At 58.5% G+C, this 19984-nt stretch carries 20 protein-coding genes and 1 tRNA gene; 8 read left to right on the forward strand and 13 right to left on the reverse strand.

The genetic code is table 11. From position 1 onward, the window contains the following. Nucleotides 1–201: 201 nt before the first annotated feature. The 3 genes from HPDFL43_RS21430 to HPDFL43_RS22005 form a co-directional block, all read right to left on the reverse strand. Nucleotides 202–1968, reverse strand: coding sequence for an OmpA family protein (locus HPDFL43_RS21430; RefSeq protein ID WP_007198163.1), 1767 nt, complete (start codon nucleotides 1966–1968; stop codon nucleotides 202–204). A 184-nt stretch (nucleotides 1969–2152) separates the two neighbouring features. Next, the gene (locus tag HPDFL43_RS14700; protein WP_007198164.1) at nucleotides 2153–3271 is read right to left on the reverse strand and encodes a porin; all 1119 of its coding nucleotides are present in this window, start codon (nucleotides 3269–3271) and stop codon (nucleotides 2153–2155) included. Next, the gene (locus HPDFL43_RS22005) at nucleotides 3268–3444 is read right to left on the reverse strand and encodes a hypothetical protein (RefSeq protein WP_156970286.1); all 177 of its coding nucleotides are present in this window, start codon (nucleotides 3442–3444) and stop codon (nucleotides 3268–3270) included. The genes HPDFL43_RS14700 and HPDFL43_RS22005 overlap by 4 nt, the downstream gene beginning before the upstream one ends. Nucleotides 3445–4043: 599 nt before the next feature. Here HPDFL43_RS22005 and HPDFL43_RS14705 point away from each other — a divergent pair. The 5 genes from HPDFL43_RS14705 (at nucleotide 4044) to HPDFL43_RS14725 (ending at nucleotide 8659) form a co-directional block, all read left to right on the forward strand. Next, nucleotides 4044–5144, forward strand: a complete 1101-nt coding sequence (locus HPDFL43_RS14705; protein WP_007198166.1) for a porin — start codon at nucleotides 4044–4046, stop codon at nucleotides 5142–5144. Nucleotides 5145–5276: 132 nt separating this feature from the next. Then, on the forward strand, nucleotides 5277–6419 hold the full coding sequence (locus tag HPDFL43_RS21715; RefSeq protein WP_169743254.1) for a tyrosine-type recombinase/integrase: 1143 nt from the start codon (nucleotides 5277–5279) through the stop codon (nucleotides 6417–6419). Between the two features lie 59 nt (nucleotides 6420–6478). Then, nucleotides 6479–6568: transfer RNA gene (locus tag HPDFL43_RS14715), tRNA-Ser, on the forward strand. A gap of 374 nt (nucleotides 6569–6942) precedes the next feature. Then, complete coding sequence (locus HPDFL43_RS14720; RefSeq protein WP_040449261.1) at nucleotides 6943–7881, forward strand: 2-hydroxyacid dehydrogenase; 939 nt, start codon at nucleotides 6943–6945, stop codon at nucleotides 7879–7881. A 10-nt stretch (nucleotides 7882–7891) separates the two neighbouring features. Continuing rightward, nucleotides 7892–8659, forward strand: a complete 768-nt coding sequence (locus HPDFL43_RS14725) for an HpcH/HpaI aldolase family protein (protein ID WP_007198169.1) — start codon at nucleotides 7892–7894, stop codon at nucleotides 8657–8659. Nucleotides 8660–8748: 89 nt separating this feature from the next. Here HPDFL43_RS14725 and denD read toward each other — a convergent pair whose 3' ends face one another. From denD to HPDFL43_RS14755, 6 genes are all read right to left on the reverse strand, one after another. Further along, nucleotides 8749–9714: a D-erythronate dehydrogenase gene (denD, locus tag HPDFL43_RS14730; RefSeq protein WP_007198170.1), complete on the reverse strand. Its 966-nt coding sequence runs from the start codon at nucleotides 9712–9714 to the stop codon at nucleotides 8749–8751. Next, on the reverse strand, nucleotides 9711–10634 hold the full coding sequence (locus tag HPDFL43_RS14735; RefSeq protein ID WP_084594671.1) for a sugar kinase: 924 nt from the start codon (nucleotides 10632–10634) through the stop codon (nucleotides 9711–9713). The genes denD and HPDFL43_RS14735 overlap by 4 nt, the downstream gene beginning before the upstream one ends. 64 nt (nucleotides 10635–10698) lie before the next feature. Next, nucleotides 10699–11850 (reverse strand): fumarylacetoacetate hydrolase family protein, encoded by a 1152-nt coding sequence (locus HPDFL43_RS14740; protein WP_007198172.1) that lies wholly within the window; start codon nucleotides 11848–11850, stop codon nucleotides 10699–10701. 12 nt (nucleotides 11851–11862) lie between these two features. Further along, nucleotides 11863–13239 (reverse strand): FAD-binding oxidoreductase, encoded by a 1377-nt coding sequence (locus HPDFL43_RS14745; protein WP_052093213.1) that lies wholly within the window; start codon nucleotides 13237–13239, stop codon nucleotides 11863–11865. Further along, on the reverse strand, nucleotides 13239–13838 hold the full coding sequence (locus HPDFL43_RS14750) for a LysE family translocator (protein ID WP_007198174.1): 600 nt from the start codon (nucleotides 13836–13838) through the stop codon (nucleotides 13239–13241). The genes HPDFL43_RS14745 and HPDFL43_RS14750 overlap by 1 nt, the downstream gene beginning before the upstream one ends. Continuing rightward, a complete protein-coding gene (locus HPDFL43_RS14755; RefSeq protein ID WP_007198175.1) occupies nucleotides 13838–14869 on the reverse strand; it encodes an L-idonate 5-dehydrogenase in 1032 nt (343 codons plus the stop codon). Before HPDFL43_RS14755 ends, HPDFL43_RS14750 begins: the two co-directional genes overlap by 1 nt. 124 nt (nucleotides 14870–14993) lie before the next feature. Here HPDFL43_RS14755 and HPDFL43_RS14760 point away from each other — a divergent pair, with 124 nt between their 5' ends. The 3 genes from HPDFL43_RS14760 to HPDFL43_RS14770 are packed head-to-tail and all read left to right on the forward strand — an operon-like array spanning nucleotide 14994 to nucleotide 17601. Then, entirely contained in the window at nucleotides 14994–15755 is a 762-nt protein-coding gene (locus HPDFL43_RS14760; protein WP_007198176.1) for an SDR family oxidoreductase, read from the forward strand. A 13-nt stretch (nucleotides 15756–15768) separates the two neighbouring features. Beyond that, nucleotides 15769–16695: an NAD(P)-dependent oxidoreductase gene (locus HPDFL43_RS14765; RefSeq protein WP_007198177.1), complete on the forward strand. Its 927-nt coding sequence runs from the start codon at nucleotides 15769–15771 to the stop codon at nucleotides 16693–16695. Nucleotides 16696–16710: 15 nt separating this feature from the next. Next, nucleotides 16711–17601 carry a phytanoyl-CoA dioxygenase family protein gene (locus HPDFL43_RS14770; RefSeq protein ID WP_007198178.1) on the forward strand — a complete coding sequence of 297 codons (891 nt, stop codon included), beginning with the start codon at nucleotides 16711–16713 and terminating at the stop codon, nucleotides 17599–17601. 39 nt (nucleotides 17602–17640) lie between these two features. Here HPDFL43_RS14770 and HPDFL43_RS14775 read toward each other — a convergent pair whose 3' ends face one another. The 4 genes from HPDFL43_RS14775 to HPDFL43_RS14790 are packed head-to-tail and all read right to left on the reverse strand — an operon-like array spanning nucleotide 17641 to nucleotide 19896. Continuing rightward, complete coding sequence (locus HPDFL43_RS14775) at nucleotides 17641–18339, reverse strand: RraA family protein (protein WP_007198179.1); 699 nt, start codon at nucleotides 18337–18339, stop codon at nucleotides 17641–17643. 41 nt (nucleotides 18340–18380) lie between these two features. Then, the gene (locus HPDFL43_RS14780) at nucleotides 18381–18704 is read right to left on the reverse strand and encodes an AzlD domain-containing protein (protein ID WP_007198180.1); all 324 of its coding nucleotides are present in this window, start codon (nucleotides 18702–18704) and stop codon (nucleotides 18381–18383) included. Further along, nucleotides 18701–19414, reverse strand: a complete 714-nt coding sequence (locus tag HPDFL43_RS14785) for an AzlC family ABC transporter permease (protein ID WP_007198181.1) — start codon at nucleotides 19412–19414, stop codon at nucleotides 18701–18703. The genes HPDFL43_RS14780 and HPDFL43_RS14785 overlap by 4 nt, the downstream gene beginning before the upstream one ends. Next, the gene (locus tag HPDFL43_RS14790; protein ID WP_156970287.1) at nucleotides 19414–19896 is read right to left on the reverse strand and encodes a hypothetical protein; all 483 of its coding nucleotides are present in this window, start codon (nucleotides 19894–19896) and stop codon (nucleotides 19414–19416) included. Before HPDFL43_RS14790 ends, HPDFL43_RS14785 begins: the two co-directional genes overlap by 1 nt. Between the last annotated feature and the right edge of the window lie 88 nt (nucleotides 19897–19984).

Below are 19984 nucleotides of genomic sequence, written 5' to 3' on the forward strand. Positions count from 1 at the left end.
GCCAAGGCGATAAAAAACAAAGTCTGCAAAAACAACATCATCACTTCTCCCGCTCCCAGTCACACGAATATCGGCTCACGCCTTTTTGCCCGCACAGGTTTTCCAGCCGACAAGACAGCCGATCACGAATGCAACGACTATCCAAAGCCACATATGCGCAAATACATAGAACATTCTCACCCTCCTTGGGGCCTTGCCCCGCTAGTTGACGACGCGGATTTCGATGCGTCGGTTCGCAGCTTTGCCCGTATCAGTCTCGTTGTCCGCAACCGGACGGCTCTCACCATAGCCTATCGCAACAACTCTGTCCGGACCAACTCCGGCCGCGACCATGTAGGCAACAACCGCTTCCGCACGCCGTTCGGACAGCGTTTGATTGGCGCCTTCGTCGCCATCGGCATCCGTGTGGCCGGAAATCTCCAGCCTGACATCCCGGCATTGCCGCGCCGCAAAGGCGATCCGGTCCAGAAATCCGAATGAATGATGCTGAATGCCCGCCTGGCCAGTGTCAAAACGAATCGTGTTTGCCGCCAACAACTGATTGAGGACATTCTGGCAGCTTGGTCCGGAAAGATCTTCGGACGGCAACGGCTTGAGCGCAACAGACTGTTGTGCCGCAAAGGCTTCGGGAAGATCTGCTTCGAGTTGACGCTGAAGATCAGCAGCCGCATTTCCACTTAAGGCTTCACCGCGTACCGAAAGCGCCCCGTCACGAAGAACCACAGAGGCTTCATCCAGGCGGCTGAGCGCCTGCAACGCGGCAAGCGCTGCGGTTTCGAACCCTCCCGGCGCGCCGGCCGCAACCCTTTGCCGGTCATCAATCTTGAGGCGGCCAAATTTCAACGCTGCACTTTCCAAAAGGCGATCGGCGATTGCTTTGCTTGGGACGACACCATCAAGCACAAGCGCATTCGATGACAGAGCGCCAGACCAGATGTAGGGTGAAACGCGCGCGAGGCCTATATCAACAGTGCCAAGCGTGAGCCCTTCGACCAGTCCCTCATCGAGCCGCGCCTGCAGCGCACGAAAGGCGTCACCATCGGCAATCTCGCCTGACATATCCAACTGGCCACCGCTCAGAGAAGCAGTTCCCCGGGTCAAGCGGGCAGACAATGAGATGGCTTCACTGGCAGCGCGCAACCAGTCAACTCCCTCCGGCACACCCGCGGCAAACCGCATTCCATCTATCACATCCAGATCCGGGTGAGCCGCCTTCGCCGCCTCGACAAGAGCCAACCGCGCCACCTGATCGGGGACATAGCCTGACAACATGACCTGCGCTGAAGACGACGTCACCGACCAGGTGTATTCGCCCATCACCTGCACAGGCGTAATCTCGACGCTCTCAAGCAATCCATCACCGGGCGGTGAAGCTGCAAGAAGAGCCAGTGCCGCTTCGTGGTCCTCCGGATTGAGCGCCTGGCCGTAAATGCGCAGGGCATTGCCGTTCATTTCCATGAGGCCGGTGGAAAAACGGGAAAAGGGAGCCGAACCAAAGGCCGCGAGCGCTACGAAATCATCAGGAGCGCCCCGCGCCAGCTTCAGCTGGTCCAGCAGCGCAATCCCAGGCAGGTTTTCACTCAGAAGGGCAACGAGTTGGCGGCGCGCGGCATCATTTGGCGCAAATCCGCTGAGCAGCAAGCCATTTTCCGTTTTTTCCAAAGACAGAAAGTAAGGCGATTGAACAGGCAGCAACCCTGTAGCGTCGGTCACGACACGCACACCATAGGTCTGCCGGACGGTTTCGATTGCGTCTGCTTGATTTTCGGGATCGGGAGCAAGGCCCTGGAGCGTCAGATCCCTCCCGTTCACCAGAACCCCTGCCCAGCCATGATCCACCGCCAGTGCTGCTGTTGCGCGATATCGAAGGTCGGCTTCTATGGGATCCAGTCTTAGCCACAAGGCCAGGAATGTCAGGCAGGCGACAGTCGCCACACCGGGCCATATCCAGAACTTCCAGTTTCGCATGGGCTCCCCGCAGCGGTCGTGCAATGGGTGAACCTAACACCCCCGCGTCAATCAGGCCAAGTCAAAAACCGGACACCTGTCATCGGGTTGTCTGCCGGTCAGACACGCCGGCACGGCAAGGATTTCAACCAAAAAACCCGGCAGCCAAGGCTGCCGGGTTCTGTCTGCTCAAACCGAAGTTTGATTAGAAGGAGCGCTGAACGCGGAAGAAACCACCGAACTGGTCGGAGTTTGCAGCAGTAGTGCCGCGATCACGCCATGCGATTTCCGGAGTGACGATCAGGCCAGGAACGACCTGGTAGGCAACGTTCGCTGCAACGCTGAACGCATCGTCGTTGCCGACAACGTTGTTTTCACGCCACTGACCCTGGATGTTGAAGGTCGCCTTGTCGGTGAACTTGTACGAACCACCGGCAGTAACCGCGAAAGTCTCGTCGGTCACAGCACCATTTGCCCAGGTGGTGTAAGCCGAGGAGTTTTCACCGTAGTGGAGCATCGCCATCAGCGAGAGCTGATCGTTGACGGTCACGTCAGCGCGGATCTTACCGGACCAACCACCGCGGATCGGCTGAGCAAGAGTAGCGAGGTCATCACGTGTGTCGAAGCCGACAACAGCGCTGAGGTCGAACATGCCAGCTGTGTAGCCAAGACCCACAACAACATGCGGTGCGTAGTCGTCGATGCCCCAGGCCGGAGCAGCAGTGTTGCTGTCGTCACCCTGTTCGAGCGCGATACCAGCACGGAAAGCGCCGCCATTGTAGGTGTAGCTCACCAGGTTGGTGTCGAACGGGCCTGGATCGTAGATAAGACCGTCGTTGATGACTGGGCCAGCGTAACCGGTCCATGTGGTGAAGAACGACTCGTCCTTACCAATGCGCAGGCCGCCGAGCTGGATCCATGCAAAGTTGACCGAGAACTCGTTGTCGTTCGAGTAGCCGCCAACAGCAGTGTTGGTGTCCCACTGGAAGCGGAGTTCCGAGTAGGTGCGCAGGGTGCCGAGTTCGGTTTCCGAAGCTGTCGAAGTACGAACCGAAACGCGAGCGCGCTTGTTGTAGGTTTCGTCGCCGGTCACGGTAGCGCGTTCAAAAAGCTCACCAGCGCCAACATCGTAACGGATGTAGCCGTGGATGCGCAGGCAGGTTTCGGTGCCCGGGATGTAGAAGTAGCCGGTGCCGAATGCATCGCAAACGCGGACGTATTCAACGGGCTCAGGCTCGGCAGCGACGATTGCGTCGGCAGCGCGAGCGCCGGAAACAGCGACGAGAGCCGCTGCGGAGCCGAGGAGAAGGCTCTTGATGTTCATGTTTGACCTCCAGTCAAAATTAATAAAGGGTCTGGGTTTTCGCTGAAGGACAGCATTCCCTGCCCCATCCCCACGATGGAAGAAGACAAACGGATGCCCGCCTTGACTTCGAGATTGAACATACTCGCCAGCCGCTGCCGTGCAACGCCGATCAACCGGCTTGGGACAGTCACGCCGTGCCTTCCCCCACGGCTGTTGCACAAATGACACGAAATCGGCGGTCGCCGGCTGCTTTGTTTACCTTTGGTTAGGAAAATCGGCATTCAGCAGCATGCCGGACCACCGGTTTCTCCGCTGTTTCAGGCGACTCGCTTCGTGGAGAGGTCCGCAAATCCCCGATTCCACCGTCCATTTTCATGGAGCCATCGTCAATTCTGCCTTGATTCGACACTGGTTTCCCTGCCCGCGGAGAATCACCAGCCCCTGACCCCAGCATTTGGCTTCCATGACAAACGGACCCCATCCTTATTTGACAGGACGGCACTCCAACGGCTTGCGCCCGGCAATGAACAGCGCAGCATTGGCCCATGTGAACAGCGCAAGTCGCTCCATCTGGCGGATCCATCCGCACCTCTTCATCGAGGGCTGTTTGTTCAATGGCTATGCGGCGGCGTTCGACCTTTCTGACACTTGCTCATTTGACACTCAGAAAACACACCTGCGTTGAGGCTTGAGAGGCAGAATCCTCGCAGAAAGCGAAATCCTGAAGAAATACAATTCTTTAAGCGAACTTCATTTTTTCGCAATTTGTCCTTTGACTGGAGGTCAGAAAATGAACATCAAGAGCCTTCTCCTCGGCTCCGCAGCGGCTCTCGTCGCTGTTTCCGGCGCTCGCGCTGCCGACGCAATCGTCGCTGCCGAGCCTGAGCCCGTTGAATACGTCCGCGTTTGCGATGCATTCGGCACCGGTTTCTTCTACATCCCGGGCACTGAAACCTGCCTGCGCATCCACGGCTACATCCGTTACGATGTGAGAGCCGGTGAGGCCTACGAACGCACTTCGTTTACCGGTGACGGCACCTACCGTGCGCATGCTCGCGCTTCGATCCGCGCCTCGACCGCCTCGGAAACCGAGCTCGGCACCCTGCGTACATATTCAGAGTTCCGTTTCAACTGGGACACCAGCGCCACAACCGGCGGCTACACGACCGGCACAGCACCTTCGCTCAATTTCGCATGGATCCAGCTTGGCGGTCTGCGCGTTGGTAAGGACGAAACGCTCTTCACCACATGGACCGGCTATGCGGGCGCTGTCATCACCGATGGAACCTACGGGCCATTCGACACCAACCTGATCAGCTACACATACGATGGCGGCGCTTTCCGTGCTGGCATCTCGCTTGAGCAGGGTGACGACAGTAATTCCGCCACAGCATGGGGTATCGACGACTACATGCCGCATGTTGTGGCAGGTGTTGGCTACAATGCCGGCATGGTCGACCTCAGCGCAGTGCTCGGCTACGACACACGCGACGATTTCGGTGGTGTTGCCCGCGGTGGCTGGTCTGGAAAGGTTCGTGCAGACGTGACCGTAAACGATCAGCTGTCCGTCTTCGCAATGGCGATGTATGGTGAAAGCACTTCAGGCTACACCACTTGGGACCGGACCAACGCCGCAGCAGGTGAGGAATCACTGTCCATCATCGCCGGTGGTTCTTACCGGGCTTCTGACAAGCTCAGGTTCAACATCCAGGGCCAGTGGATGGAGAGCGTCGCAGCCGAAAACCTTTCTGACGGGTTTCAGGTTGCCGGTAACCTGAATTACACCGTTGTTCCTGGTTTCGTTGTTACTCCGGAACTCTACTACACCGACGCCGGCGACGCCGCTGGCGGCCAGTTCGGTGCGATGGTGCGTTTTCAGCGCTCGTTCTAATCAAGTCCTGGCTTGATCAGACAACAGGACCGGCGGCATTCGCCGCCGGTTACTGTCTTAGAATAGAATTAGATTTGCATAAGTATACTACATTTCTAATGTAGAATGTCGCATACGTATTCAAATCAACGAATGAAAAATGTAACAAACTTTGATTTTTCAGTAAGACACAGCTATCTCGGAACAATGAATCCGAATGATGGCAAAACTGAGAAATTTCTTGGAGGAGTACATACTTACTCCTCCGTTGAAAATTCTGAATATCCTAATTTAGCATCCCTATGGGATAGCTACTCAAGTATTTTATGGGAAAAGGGAAATCATAAAGACAACTGCCAGGCATTCATAATTGAAATCCATGAGTTCATGTTATTGCAAAAAATTACAGCCTATGATGATTCTTTAATAGACCGGCTGATTGATTATTTCCGCAATATTGGAAACCGAAACTCAACCATCAATCGAAAACTTTCCGCACTCTATCGCTTGCTGCGGAAGGCGGAGAGGAGCGGTCAGATATCTCGACTTCCGACATATGTTCGGCTGCGTGAACGCAATTCACGCGTGCGGTTTCTGACCGCGGAAGAAGAGTCGGCGATGTTTGATTCGATCGGCGTTCGAAATGCCCACCACGAGCTGTTGTGCCGATTTCTGGTCGACACCGGAGCCCGGATCGGGGAAGCCCTGGCACTCAAGTGGAATGATATTCACAACAATGTCGCCACTTTCTGGATCACCAAATCCGGCAAGAGCCGGTCAGTCCCGCTCACAGTCCGCGCAGCCCATGCCGTAGAACTGGCGCGCGACTTCGCCGGATCGGGCCCGTTTTCGGACATCTCCTACGCCAATTTCAAATACAACTGGAACCACGCGCGCAAGGAAAACCGCTTTACCAACGATCCCTACATGGTGCCGCACATTCTGCGTCACACCTGCGCCTCGCGGCTTGTTCAGGCAGGCATCGACCTGCGGCGCGTGCAGACATATCTCGGCCACCAGACCATTCAGATGACCCTGCGCTACGCTCACCTGGCGACAAACGACCTGGACCAGTGCGCCATGGCCCTCAACGCCGCCAATCTTGTTGCCGCCGACAGGTTGAAAACAATTGTAAAATCAGCGGCCGCCGCATCAATGGTCTCAAACAAGGCCACTGCGCCCCAGAAAAATGCAAAGCGACAGACAAAGCACGCCAAAACCACACCCAGAAAGCGCGCGAATGCTGCAGCCAGGGCCACCAGCAAAGCGCCGGGGAGAACGACTGGACCACAATGACCGCCTGGGCCGTAATTGCGGTTGATTACAGAGCCACGCTGCGCTAACAGACAGCCAACGGAGAGGTGGCCGAGTGGTCGAAGGCGCTCCCCTGCTAAGGGAGTATACCCGGAAGGGTATCGAGGGTTCGAATCCCTTCCTCTCCGCCATTTTCCATTTCGCTCTGCCACCCGCCGACCCAAAGCGCGATGACCCCGGTTCGGACTTGGTCCTCTCTCCTCCGGCTGACGGGCACTTTAGCGACCAAGGCAGCTGGTAGACTTTGCAAGTCGGCAGCGGTTAAACCTAGGACAAACGTCTCCAATCGCACTTGCCGTCAGCTCTGTCAGCCCCTTTGGCGCCGGATGACCGGCAGGCGCTTCACCATACGATTCCCGCACGGCAATCGACCAGGCGAAGTCATTGATCTTCAAGAAACACTTGCCTGATCGAATTTTCAGCCTGAAGGTCGTCAGGAAATCCGCTAAGGAGATCTGTGCCGGGTGAGGACGCGGACCATGACACTGACAGAGGGGGAAACCAGATGACCAAGACACTTGTAATCGGCGGCTACAGCGACGGGGATAAAGCGGACCTGTCAAGAACGTTCGATCCGCTGTTCCTTGCCGGTCCGGAGGATTTGGCCGGTCTGGATGACGCGGCTCGTGCAGATGTGACAGCGGTGGCCTACAAGGGGCACAAGCCGTTTGGCGCGGCGCAGATGGACCTTTTGCCAAATCTGGGCCTGATCGCCAATTACGGCGTGGGTTATGATGCCATTGACGTTGATGCCGCAGATGCGCGGCAGATCAAGGTGACCAACACGCCTGATGTCCTCAATGATGATGTCGCCGATATCGCCGTCGGCATGATGCTGTGCCAGGGACGTGAAATGATGCAGGCCAGCGCCTGGGCACGCTCTGGAAACTGGGCCAAGAACGGCGAATACCGTCTCAACCGCAAGGTGACCGGCAGCACGGTTGGTATCCTTGGGCTTGGACGGATCGGACGGGAAATTGCCAACCGGTTGGCCGCGTTCAAGATGGACATCCACTACTATGCCCGCTCCGAGAAGGACACGCCGGGTTGGACCTATCACTCTGATCCCGTGAAACTGGCCGCCGCCGTGGATTTCCTTGTCGTGGCGCTTGTCGGCGGCAAGGATACCGAGAAATTCGTCTCGCGAGAGGTCATTGCAGCAATGGGTCCGCGTGGTGTGCTGATCAACATATCACGGGGGACGACCGTGGATGAGGCCGCCCTTCTCGAGGCTCTGGAGGCAAAGAAGATCGCCGGCGCGGGACTGGATGTTTTCCTCAATGAGCCGGACATCGATCCCCGGTTCTATGCATTGGAGAACGTGGTGATCCAGCCCCATCAGGGGTCCGGCACCGTTGAAACCCGCGCCGCCATGGCGCAATTGCAGCGCGACAATATCGCTGCGTTTCACGCTGGTGAGGCCCTGCTGACAGCAGTGAACTGAGGAACACCGCATGCGCAAGAACGCTTTCAAGCAGGCGATCGCCGAAGGCCGCCAGCAAATTGGCATCTGGAACATGACACGCGACACGCAGCTGACGGAGATGCTGGGAGGCTGTGGGTTTGACTGGCTGCTCATCGATTGCGAACACACGCCGAATTCAATGGCTGACGTCCTGGCCAAGCTGCAGGCGCTCAATGGCAGCGCGACCGCGCCCGCGGTGCGGCCCACCCATCTCAACGTCGCCGAGATAAAACGGCTTCTCGATATTGGCGCACAGACACTGATCGTGCCCTATGTGCAAACCGTCGAAGAGGCGGAGCTGGCGGTAGCGGCCGTGACCTACCCGCCGCACGGAATTCGTGGCGTCGCCGGCGGGACACGGTCCAGCCAGTACGGGAATGTGCCGGGATACTTCGAAAATGCACGCGACGAGATTTGCCTGATCCTGCAAATCGAAACAGTCGCGGCATTGCAAAGACTTGAAGAGATCGCGGCTGTTCCGGGCATTGACGGGTTGTTCATTGGACCTGCCGACCTGGCAGCTTCAATGGGACACCCCGGCAATCCAAGCCATCCCGAAGTGGTGGAGGCTATCATAAAGGCAATTCGCCGGATCCGGGCAGCAGGCAAGCCTGCAGGGTTCCTGTCGGCAGATCAAAAACTGCTGGATCTGGTGGTCGAAGCGGGCTGTATCTTCACCGCGATCGATATCGACGCCGGCCTTCTCCAGCGCTCGGCCAAGCTGCGCTTGGACGCCTGCAAGGGATGGAAAGCCTGACCCCGGCGGCAAGCTTCGCAATCCGATGCCGCCACCACCACACGGGTTGCCCTGCCGGAGTGCGCGTCTGAAAGCCCCAAGGGGTATGCTCATGGCGCTGGTTTGTCATCCTCCAGGTAGTAGCGGATGTTGTCCTCGAAACTGTCATCAGCCTCGAGTCCCAGCTTGATCGCTTTTTCCGGACGCATGTCAAAGCGCCATCCTTTGACAATCCGCTGGATATCCGGCTGCGCTTCCCATTTGATGAGCCTGGCCGGTTCGGGTCCTGCGACAGCGGTCATGGCATCAATCAGCTGGCGAATGGTCCACATCCGGCCCGGCATCATCATGCAGCGGTTCTGACCCAGGTCAGCCTCCGGGATCTCAGCTCCTTTGATGAGGTTTTCAACGCATTTTCGGGGAGACAGATAATAATGCGGGAAATCGTCATCGACGGGGCAGATCGCCTCCTGCCCATTCAATGGTTCGCGCAAAATCGAGGACATGAAGCTTGACGCGGCCCGGTTCGGTTTTCCCGGCCGGACCGATATCGTAGGAAGCCGGAAGCCGCGCCCATCCACAAAGCCTTTGCGCGAATAATCATTGATCAGGAGTTCACCGACTGCCTTCTGTGCGCCGTAGGATGTTTGCGGGTTGAGGAAGGTGTGGTCGACAATCGGATCCGGCACTTCCCCACCATAGACGGCAATGGACGATGTAAAGATCACGACCGGTTTCGTGCCCAAAGTCCGCGCGCGTTCGAGCACATTGAGTGTCCCCATCATGTTGATCCGCCAGCCTGCCTCGAAGTCTTCTTCGGCATGGGCAGACACGATGGCGGCCAGGAGATAGATCACCTGTGTGTCTTGCGTCACCACGCTGGCAACTGAAGCCGGATCGGCAATGTCGCATGTCGTGGTTTGGACCTCAAAAGGGGCAGCCAGAGGAGCCGGGTCGACCACGTCGGCGAGGACAAGTCTGGAAATCGGCTGCCCACGCAGAAGACCTCGTGTGGCCAGGGAGGCCGCAAGTTTCTGTCCGACAACACCTCCGCCGCCAATGATCAAAATGTTCATGGTTGTTCTCCCTGTTGGAAAATCTCCGGCACCAAGGCGCCCGGCGCTTGAATCACCCGCGCGGCCAGAATTGTGGCGGCTTTTGCCGCATCTTGAAGTGATTTGCCCGTTGCCAGGCCGGCCATCAGACCTGCTGCGAAACTGTCACCCGCTGCGGTGCTGTCGATGACCTTGTCGACCGTACTTGTCGCCAATTCGAAAGCGCCGCCGGCTTTCGAAAAGCCGGTGAGCGGATCCGCGCCATTCTTGACCAGCACCGTTTTGGCACCGGCTTTGCAATAACGTTCTATCGTGTCCTTGGGGGTGGCGTCCCCAAACAGGGCCCCATCTTCATCAAAGCTGGGCAAGACAACATCGGCCACACTTGCACCCAGCATCAGCCCCGCGCGCATTGTGTCTGCGTCTTCCCAGAGTCGCGGTCGCAAGTTGGTATCGAATGAAACCATCGCGCCTTGCGCCCTTGCCTGGCCGATCGCATAGCACAGGCTGCTGCGGTGCTGCGGAGAGAGTATGGCGAGCGTAATGCCCGAAAAATGCACCATGCCTGCCTGTGCCAGATGCTGCGCCAGGAACCGCTCGTCCTCGGCCAGCAACCGCGCTGCCGACTCACTGCGCCAGTAGGAAAAGCTGCGCTCGCCCGCCTCGGTTGAAATCATGTAGAGCCCTACGGTCCGGGCCGGAACGAGCCGCAAGGCATCGGTTTGAATGCCCGCCTCGCGGAAGAAACCACACATCTCATCGGAGACCGCATCTTCACCGATTCCCGACAGATACCCCACTGTCCAGGTCTGGGGCAGCAATCGGCGCGCGTACCATGCCGTGTTGAACGTGTCGCCGGCAAACCCGCGGCGATAGGTATCTGGCGCAATTTGTGCCAGTTCCACCATGCATTCACCTATGGAGAGAAAATGCTGCTTCACAGGGGCACCCGATTGTCCGCCTGCCCCGGATCACATCGTATGGCTTCAAAGAGGCCGGCCTTGATCACAGCAAATCCCTTTTGGCGAGATTGGTCATAAGCGCGCGGAGACCGAATTTCCATTGCGGGCACTCCGTGGACAGGCGAACCGTGTTTGTGAGTGTGCCCAACGAGCTTTCCGAGATTCTGACCACGTCTTCGACATGATGCGTAAACCCCTGCCCCGGCGCATCGCGGTCTTGCACCGGCGCAAACATCGTTCCGCAAAAAAGCATGAATCCGTCAGGATATTGATGGTGCGCCCCAATCGTCTGAGCGACGAGATCGGCAGGATCGCGGCTGATCTCCGACATCGAGGACGACCCCTCCAGTTCGAAGCCATCCGTTCCGCTGATCGTCATTCGCAGCTCCGCGGCGCGAACCTCATTGAGCGTGAAGCTGTCATCGAAGAGGCGAATGGCCGGCCCGATGGAGCAAGAGGCATTGTTGTCCTTCGCCTTGCCCAAAAGCAACGCGGAGCGTCCTTCCACATCCCGCAGGTTAACGTCATTGCCAAGGGTTGCACCAACAATACGGCCATCGGGGTTGACCGCCAGAACAATTTCAGGCTCCGGGTTGTTCCAGCTTGAAACAGGATGAAGCCCAACTGCCGCCCCCCAGCCAACCGACGACATCGGCTGCGACTTGGTGAAGACTTCCGCGTCCGGCCCGATTCCGACCTCGAGATATTGCGACCAGAGCCCTTCGCCAAGAAGGACGTTTTTGACCTCTTGAGCATGGGCCGATCCGGGCACAAGTCCGGCAAGGCTGTCGCCAAGGATACCGCCGACTTTTGCCCGGATTGCTTCAGCCCGGTCAGGATCACCCGCCGCTTGCTCTTCAATCACCCTTTCGACCATCGAGGATGCAAAGGTCACGCCACAGGCCTTGATCGCCTGAAGATCGCAAGGTGCCAGCCAACGCAGATCATCTGGTCCGGCATCAGGTGTGGAGCCGGCCAAAAGATCGGAAAGGCTGCAGATATCTTCGCCTGCGGCAGAGCGCGCTGTTGCCAATGGATCGGCAGAGGCCAGAAGATCAGCCATTGTCGGATGCGCGGTCACAGTGATGTCGATCACCCGATCACCGTCCAACCGCACCAGCGCGGGACCGGTCCCGGGACGCCAGACGCGGCCGACAAATGTGGCCTCTGGTGATGGATTGTGTTCTGGCAGCATCGGCAGGCTTCCTCAGTTTGCGGCGGGCAACATCTTGCCCGGGTTCAGGATGTTGCTGGGATCGAACCCAGCTTTGATCGCCCGCATATAGGCGAGCGCCGGTCCGTGTTCGGCGGTCATGAATTTCTGCTTGCCCAAACCGACCCCGTGTTCGCCACTGACTGTCCCGCCCAGACGCAGCGCGGTTTCGGCCAATGCGCTCGTGAACTCTTCCGCGCGGGCCATTTCGTCGGGGTCATTTGGGTCGACACTCAGCCCGGCGTGAAAATTGCCATCGCCGACATGACCGACAATCGTTGATGTCAAGCCAAGCCGCACTGCATCCCGTTGGGCTTGAAGCACCGCCTCGGCCAGCCGTGAGATCGGAACACAGACATCGGTTGGCCAGATATGACCACCTGCGCCAAGTGCGGCGCTGGCGTAATGGGACTTGTGCCGCATCGCCCAAAGCGCGTTCCGCGCCTCGGTGGTGTCGGCGGTTTCCCAGCCTTTCGCGCCGTAATCGGCGGCAATCTCTTCAAACGTCGCGGACTGTTCCTCGACCCCGGCCTGCGTGCCATGAAACTCCAGAAAGAGATGCGGTTCTTCCGGCAGGCCCGCTCCCGAGTACTTGTTGAAGCCCCGAACCATCATTTCATCCAGGAGTTCGATCCTTGCCATTGGCAGACCGGACTGGATCGTCAGGATCACACAATTGACCGCATCCTCCACCGACGCGAAGCGGCAGGTCGCGGCCTTGATGGCTTCCGGAATGCCCTGCAGACGCAAGGTCACTTCGGTAATGATTCCGAGCGTCCCTTCAGATCCGATAAGGAGATGCGTAAGATCATACCCCGTCGATGATTTGCGCGCATGGCTGCCCGTGCGGATGATCGTCCCATCGGCCATCACCGCCTCAAGCGCGAGAATGTTCTCCCGCATCGTGCCATAGCGTACGGCAGTGGTGCCGCTGGCCCGTGTCGCGGCCATTCCGCCGATGCTGGCATCGGCGCCGGGATCAATCGGAAAGAACAGTCCGGTTGCACGAAGTTCTTCGTTCAGCCGGATGCGGGTGATGCCCGGTTGCACGACAACATTGAGGTCTTCTGCGTTGATCTTCAGTATGTTGCTCATGCGCCCCATATCGAGGCTGATGCCACCAGATGTGCACAGATGCTGGCCCTCCAATGACGACGCCGCGCCATATGGAACCACGGGACATGTTTCCGCGTTGCAAATCTTGAGAATCGCGGAAATCTCTTCAGTGGTCTCTGGAAAGCCCACCGCATCGGGCGGCGTCAGGGGATAGTAGGTTTCGTTCTGACCATGCTGGTCGAGGACCGCGCCGCTGGTGACAAGCCGGTCGCCCAGCAGCCCAGCCAGTTGGCTTATGGCCCCTGCAATTGCCATTACACGCTCCGTGATGTGGACCAAAGCGCCAGTGCGACGACGCCCAGCATGGACAATGCCATGAGGATATTGATTGCGCGTTGGGTCCGCGTTGGCAGGTTGAGTCGGTTTAGGGACACCCCGGCCCACAGCCATGCAAGGTGAATGGGAATCCAGATCGCGTTCATGATCAGCGCCTTGGTGACCATCTCGAACAGGAAACTGTTGGGAGCATAATTGAACCCGAGGATCAGTGAACTGTTGACAGCATAGGCCTTGGGATTGATCGCCTGAAGCATCACGCCACCCAATACACCCGGCGCCGTCTTGGCCTCCATGAAGGAGATCTTGGCCCCGGCGAAGGCGATCCGCGCCGCGAGATAAAGCAGATACCCGACCGACCCGACCATCAGCACCATGCGCAGCCAAGGCACCGACAGGATGATCGCTGCAAGCCCTGTCATAACTGACAGCATCACGAGATTTGTGCCGATGAACAGACCCAGGACGTAGCGCAGCGACGGGCGAAACCCATAGGCGGCCCCGAAGCCGGCTGTGGTCATCACGCCTGGTCCGGGGGTGATGATCAAAAACAGCACCGCAGCCGCGAATGTCAGCATCAGGAGAACTCCAACTGCACCTTCATCGCCTTGCTTCGGTCAGATGCAGTGGCGAAGGCGGTCTCGTACTCAGACAAGGGGAAGCTGTGCGTGATCAAAGGCGCGACGTCGATCAGTCCCTTGCGCATCAGATCAACCGCGACGGCAAATTCTTCGTGAAAGCGGAATGAACCACGCAGCACCAACTCCTTGGCGGTGATCTGCATCATCGGGACGGACATGTCTCCGGACAGGCCGAGTTGAACAAGCACACCGCGTGGACGCAGCGCTGCGATCCCGGCGGCCAAAGCGGGCTCTGCGCCGGAACACTCGAAGTGAACGTCCATGCTGCCTTTGCCCTGTTGATATTGTGTCAGCGCATCAGCTTCTGTTCTGGTGTTCAACACCACATCGGCACCGGCTGCCTTGGCAAAATCAAGGACGGTGTCAGCAATGTCTGTCGCAATGATCTGTGCTGCACCGGCGCGGCGGGCGGCAAGAATCACCAGCACACCAATCGGGCCGCACCCTGTGACAAGAACCCGTCGGCCCAGCATTTCCCCTGCGTTGCGCACGGCGTGAAGGCAAACCGCGAGCGGTTCAGCCATCGCCGCTTGAGCGGCAGTCAGCCCTTGCGCGTTTACACATTGCGTGGCGTCGGCCACAAGCGTCTCGCGAAACGCCCCCTGAATGTGCGGAAATGGCATGGCTGAACCGTAAAAGCGCATGCTCAGGCACTGATTCGGCAGACCGCGGAGGCATTCACCACACGCACCACAGGGGCGCGAGGGCGACACAGCAACCAGATCACCCTCTTTAAATCCGGTCACTCCTTCTCCCAAGGCGCTGATTTCCCCGGCGACTTCATGACCCAGTATCATGGGTTCACGCAGGCGCACCGACCCGAAGCCGCCATGGTTGAAATAGTGCAGGTCTGAGCCGCAAATTCCGCCGCGTCGCATGCGAATGGCGACCTGCCCCGGACCCGGAACAGCGTCCTCACAGGAATCAAGACGCAGATCATGGGCCGCGTGGGCATAAAGCGCTTTCATGGCAAGCTCCTCCCTCCATCGGGGTTGCGCTTGCAATGCCCCCAAGATGGTATACCATTTTAATCAAGACGGGTTTACCCCGCAATGTCAATGCCGCGGAAACAGCCGGCACACGGGAGGACACATGCAACTGTTCAGCTTGAGCGGCAGGACCGCGATTGTCACAGGATCATCCATGGGCATAGGCTTTGCCCTGTCGCGTGGCCTGGCGCAAGCGGGCGCAAAGCTTGTGCTGAACGCGCGAAACGCAGACCGGCTTGAGAAGGCGGCCAACACCCTGCGCGCCGAAGGGGCCGACATTGTTACGCTTGCTTTTGACGTGACCGATCCCGATGCGGCGCGAACAGCAGTGGACGCTTATGAGGCCGAGCATGGCCCGATCGATATCCTCGTCAACAATGCCGGCATGCAGCACCGGACGCCGCTTGAGGATTTTCCCGCTGAGATGTTCGAAAAGCTCATGCTCACCAATGTGAATTCGGTCTTCTACGTCGGCCAGGCGGTTGCGCGGCATATGATCAAGCGCGGCGCAGGCAAGATCGTCAACATCGCCAGCGTACAGACGGCCCTCGCCCGCCCCGGTATCGCGCCCTACACAACCACCAAGGGGGCGGTCGCGAACCTGACCAAGGGAATGGCGACCGACTGGGCGAAATACGGATTGAATTGCAACGCCATTGCGCCTGGCTATTTCGACACGCCGTTGAATGCGGCGCTGGTTGCGGATCCGGAGTTCAGCGCCTGGCTGGAAAAACGCACACCGGCGGGCCGCTGGGGCAACGTTGAAGAGCTGATAGGTGCCTGCATCTTCCTGTCTTCCGACGCTGCAAGTTTCGTAAACGGTCATACGCTTTTCGTTGATGGCGGCATCACGGCAAGCCTCTAAGGGAGAGAAGAACATGAGCGACAAACGCGTCATTGGTTTTATCGGTGTCGGCCTGATGGGCCACGGCATGGCCAAGAACATCCTGAAAGGTGGATATCCGCTCGTCATCAAGGGCAATCGCAACCGGGTGCCGGTGGACAGCCTTCTCGGCATGGGGGCGACGGAGGTGCGGTCAGCCAGGGAAATGGCCCAGCAATGCGATATTATCCATCTGTGCCTGTCCAACTCGCCACAGGTCGAGGCAATGATGCGCGGGCCAGATGGCATCTTGGCCGGCGCCCGGGAGGGCCTGATCGTTGTGGATACGACCACCGCCGATCCCACCTCGACAATGGCGCTGGCCGAAGAAATGGCAGCCAAAGGCGTTCACATGGTGGACGCCCCTCTGGGCCGGACCCCGAAAGAAGCGGAATCGGGCACACTCGACGCCATGGTCGGCGCCTCAGACGAAGCCTTTGAAAAAGTGAAACCGGTGATCGAATGCTGGAGCGGTTCGATCAATCACATCGGACCTGTCGGCTCTGGGCACAAGATGAAGCTCATCATGAACTTCATGTCGATGTCCTATGCATCAGTCTATGCAGAGGCGTTGAGCATCGCGGTGAAGTCCGGCCTCACACCCCAGTCGGTACGGGACGTTATGGCGCCGTCACGCATGGGCTGCGGATTCTTTGATACATTCTTCTCGGCCGCGGTTGGTGGCGATCCGAATGCGCATAAATTCGCGATCGCAAACGCAGCCAAGGACGTGCGCTATGTCGCCAGCATGGCGACTGCTGCAGGTGTGATGAACCCCATAGGGGCGGCCGTGCGCAACTATTTTGATCAAGCCGTGGCCACCGGCAAGGGCGGGGATTTCGTCCCGACGATCGCCAACCACATTGCAGCATTGAACGGCTGTGACCTGCCCGCAGCGGTCAAGAAAGCCAACGAAAGCTAGGGAAAGGGCCGATGCATGCTCACCGAAGGTCAAAAGGCGTTTTATGAGGAGAACGGCTATCTCTTGGTGGAGAATGCCGTCACCGCCGAGCAGCTTGAGCGGCTTCGCGAGATCACCCATGCGCTGATAGACGGGTCGCGAGACATCGTCGAAAGCAACGAGGTCTACGATCTTGATAAGGGGCACACGTCAGACACCCCCCGTCTCACCCGAATCAAACTGCCGCACAAGCGCGATCCCTATTTCTGGGAGCTTATCCGCAACTCGAAACTGACCGAGGTGCTGACAGGCCTTCTGGGGCCGCACACCAATCTGCTGACCTCGAAATTGAACACCAAGGCCCCTGGCGGCGGGCGGGCCGTGGAGTGGCATCAGGATTGGGCATTCTATCCGGCGACCAATGACAGCCTGCTGGCCTTCGGCCTCATGCTTGAAGATGTGGACGAGGCCAACGGACCGCTCATGGTGATTCCCGGCACTCACAAGGGGCCGGTCTTGAGCCATCAGGCCAACGGGTACTTCGCTGGAGCCATCGACCCCGACGATCCGGAATTCGAGAAGGACAAGGCGGTGACGTTGACCGGGAAGGCCGGAGACATGACCGTGCATCACGCGCGCATTCTGCACGGGTCTGCGCCAAACATGAGCGACCGCAACCGACTGATCCTTTTTTACGAATGCAGTGCGTCGGATGCCTGGCCGATCCTTGGGGCATCGAGCTACATACATTCCCTCGGGCAGCGCGCGTATTGGGCTGACATTCAGGACCGCCAGATCACCGGTGAGCCGCAATTGGCGCCGCGCGTGGCGAATGTCCCGATCCGGATGCCGCTGCCCCCCGCCCCAGACACCGGATCGATCTTCAAGACACAGGAAAGCGCAGGCGCCAAGAGCGCGTTCACGTGAGTGCCCTTTGGAGCCGGTCATCTTTGGATTGGATCGGCTCTAGTCCACGAGCTTTGCGGTTCCGTCTGCCAGCATCGCTTCGATCGCCGCCATCTCGCTCAGACCATTTTGCACTTTTGCGTCAAGCGCGGTTTCAAGCTCTTGAATCGCGGCCAGTTGTGCGATGACGGCATCGATCTGGGAAAACGGGATGACAACGACGCCATCGACATCGGCAACGATCATATCGCCGGTTTCGATGTATCTGCCGCCGACCACGGCGCCAAACCCGACCTTGCCCGGTCCATTGGAGTAGGGTGAATTCGGGCTCAGTCCGGCGCACCAGGCAGGCAAGCCTGCGGCAACGATTCCAGGATAATCGCGCATCTGCCCATCTGTTACAAAAGCCGCAACGCCCCGGTTCTTCATGATCCCGCAGAACCTGTCGCCCGCAGCAGAGCAGTTTTTGTGCCCATGCACCGCCGAAACAATGATGTCACCGGGCTGGGAAACATGAACTGCACCCATCGTCGCAAGGATTTCAGCGGGCCCATTCTCGGCCACAACGGCAGGACCATAGGCATGCGTCGGCAAATCGCGCCCACCGCCTACGGGCTGGATCGTAGAGCAAAGAGCGCCTTGCCCTTCCATCGCATCGCACAAAAAGCCTGTGGGAATGTCCCGAAAGGCTGCGATCTGGTCAGCGCCAGGACGCCGGATGGTTTTGCGAATCTGCAGTTTTGGGGGTTCTTCGATCATGTTTTATCCTCCGGTTTGCGATGGGCTGAAAAGACCACTGCCTATGACAAGAAAAACTGCATCAGATAGAGCGCGCCCATCCCGGCGATGATGGCCCAGATCACGCCAAACCGCAGCCCCGCAAGCAGCGCGGCAAGGGCTGCGAGCAAACGTATCGGGTCCGGCATGCCCCCTGTTGCTTCGGGCCAGACCAGCAACGGCATGACGAGTGCGGGAAAGACCGCAACGCCGACATAGCGCAGATACAGCAACGCCCAATCCGGCAATTGACGGCCCCCCAACAATCCGAGGAAGGAAAAACGGATCAGGAAGGTACCGATCCCCAGCAGCACCGTCAGCAACCAGAATGAAGCTGTGTCGATCATGAGATCAGCCTTTGCGCACGGCGCGTTACATGGAGTTCGGCCTGCCCACCCGCGAACACCCCCAAAAGGGCGGCAATGATCAGCCCGAGCGACCAGGGCACCCATGAAAAAGCCAAGGCAGCACCGCTGGCGATCAACGCGGCAAAGATGTGCGGGCCGGACCGCAACAATGGCGCCGTCAAAGCGATAAAACAGACCGGCACCGCAAAATCGAGGCTGAACGAGGCAGGAATCGCCTGCCCCACAAGGGCTCCGATCAGCGTAAACGCATACCAGAATGGACAGATCAGCAGCATCGCGCCGAAGTAGTAGGCAACCTTGGCCGCCGGTTTCATGTCAGGCGAATCCTGATAGGTTCGGACGGCAACCGCGAAGGCCTGGTCGACCATCAGATACGCCATCAAAGCCCGCACGCCCAATCGGGCGTGCCCCAGATGAGGCACAAGGGCAGCCGAATACATGGCCATACGCAGGTTGACAGCGAGCGCGGCAAGCAGGGCAATGAACACCGGCGCCTGATCCTGCAACAAGGCGATTGCGGTGAATTGTGAGGCCCCGGCGATCACCAGCACGGACATGGACATGGTCTGCAAAACATCCAGCCCCGCATCCCGCGCCACCACTCCGAACAGCATCGAATAAGGCACGACAATCAAGATGAAGGGCGCGCAATCCCAGTATCCGCGCCAGAACGCCTGCCGCGGTGTCATCACAAATCCCGAGATCTCAGAAACAGCCGCGCATAGGTCAACCCTGCAGCATTGGCCTTGCAGCGCGCGTTCTGCCGAACGATCGCGTCGTCGCTCTCGCGGCCAACGATAAGCGCCAGCTCTTCCATACGGCTGCATTGAAGCAGCGCCGACAGCAGGTCGTATTTGCCTTCGACACCCGCAACCGCGGCTATTTCTTCGGACGCCTTCTGTTTGATTCCGGTCATCAAAGCGGCAATGCCCGCCTGCCACTCCTTCTCCAATTCGACAAAGCACAGCGCCGCGACGGCGGGTGTGTCGATGTTGATAGACATACAAGCCGAATGTGCCTCATCGAGGCAAGTTGCAGCGGGCTGTCCCGCTTCAAGCCGGTCGCTCAGGCAAGCGTTTATCCCGTTCAGATCCATCTCCGCCATCGCCGGAGCCGGCAGCGCGAGCTGAACGGCAAGTGGTGCCAAAAGGCAAAGGGAACGAAGCAGCATCACAGTTGTCCTGATCATTCGGATCATCTAAGCACTTGCATTTGGTATACCATTCGAGGAGGCTATGCAAAGGGCCTCAATTGAGCCT

This window comes from Hoeflea phototrophica DFL-43, from assembly GCF_000154705.2.
GTDB classification, from domain to species: domain Bacteria; phylum Pseudomonadota; class Alphaproteobacteria; order Rhizobiales; family Rhizobiaceae; genus Hoeflea; species Hoeflea phototrophica.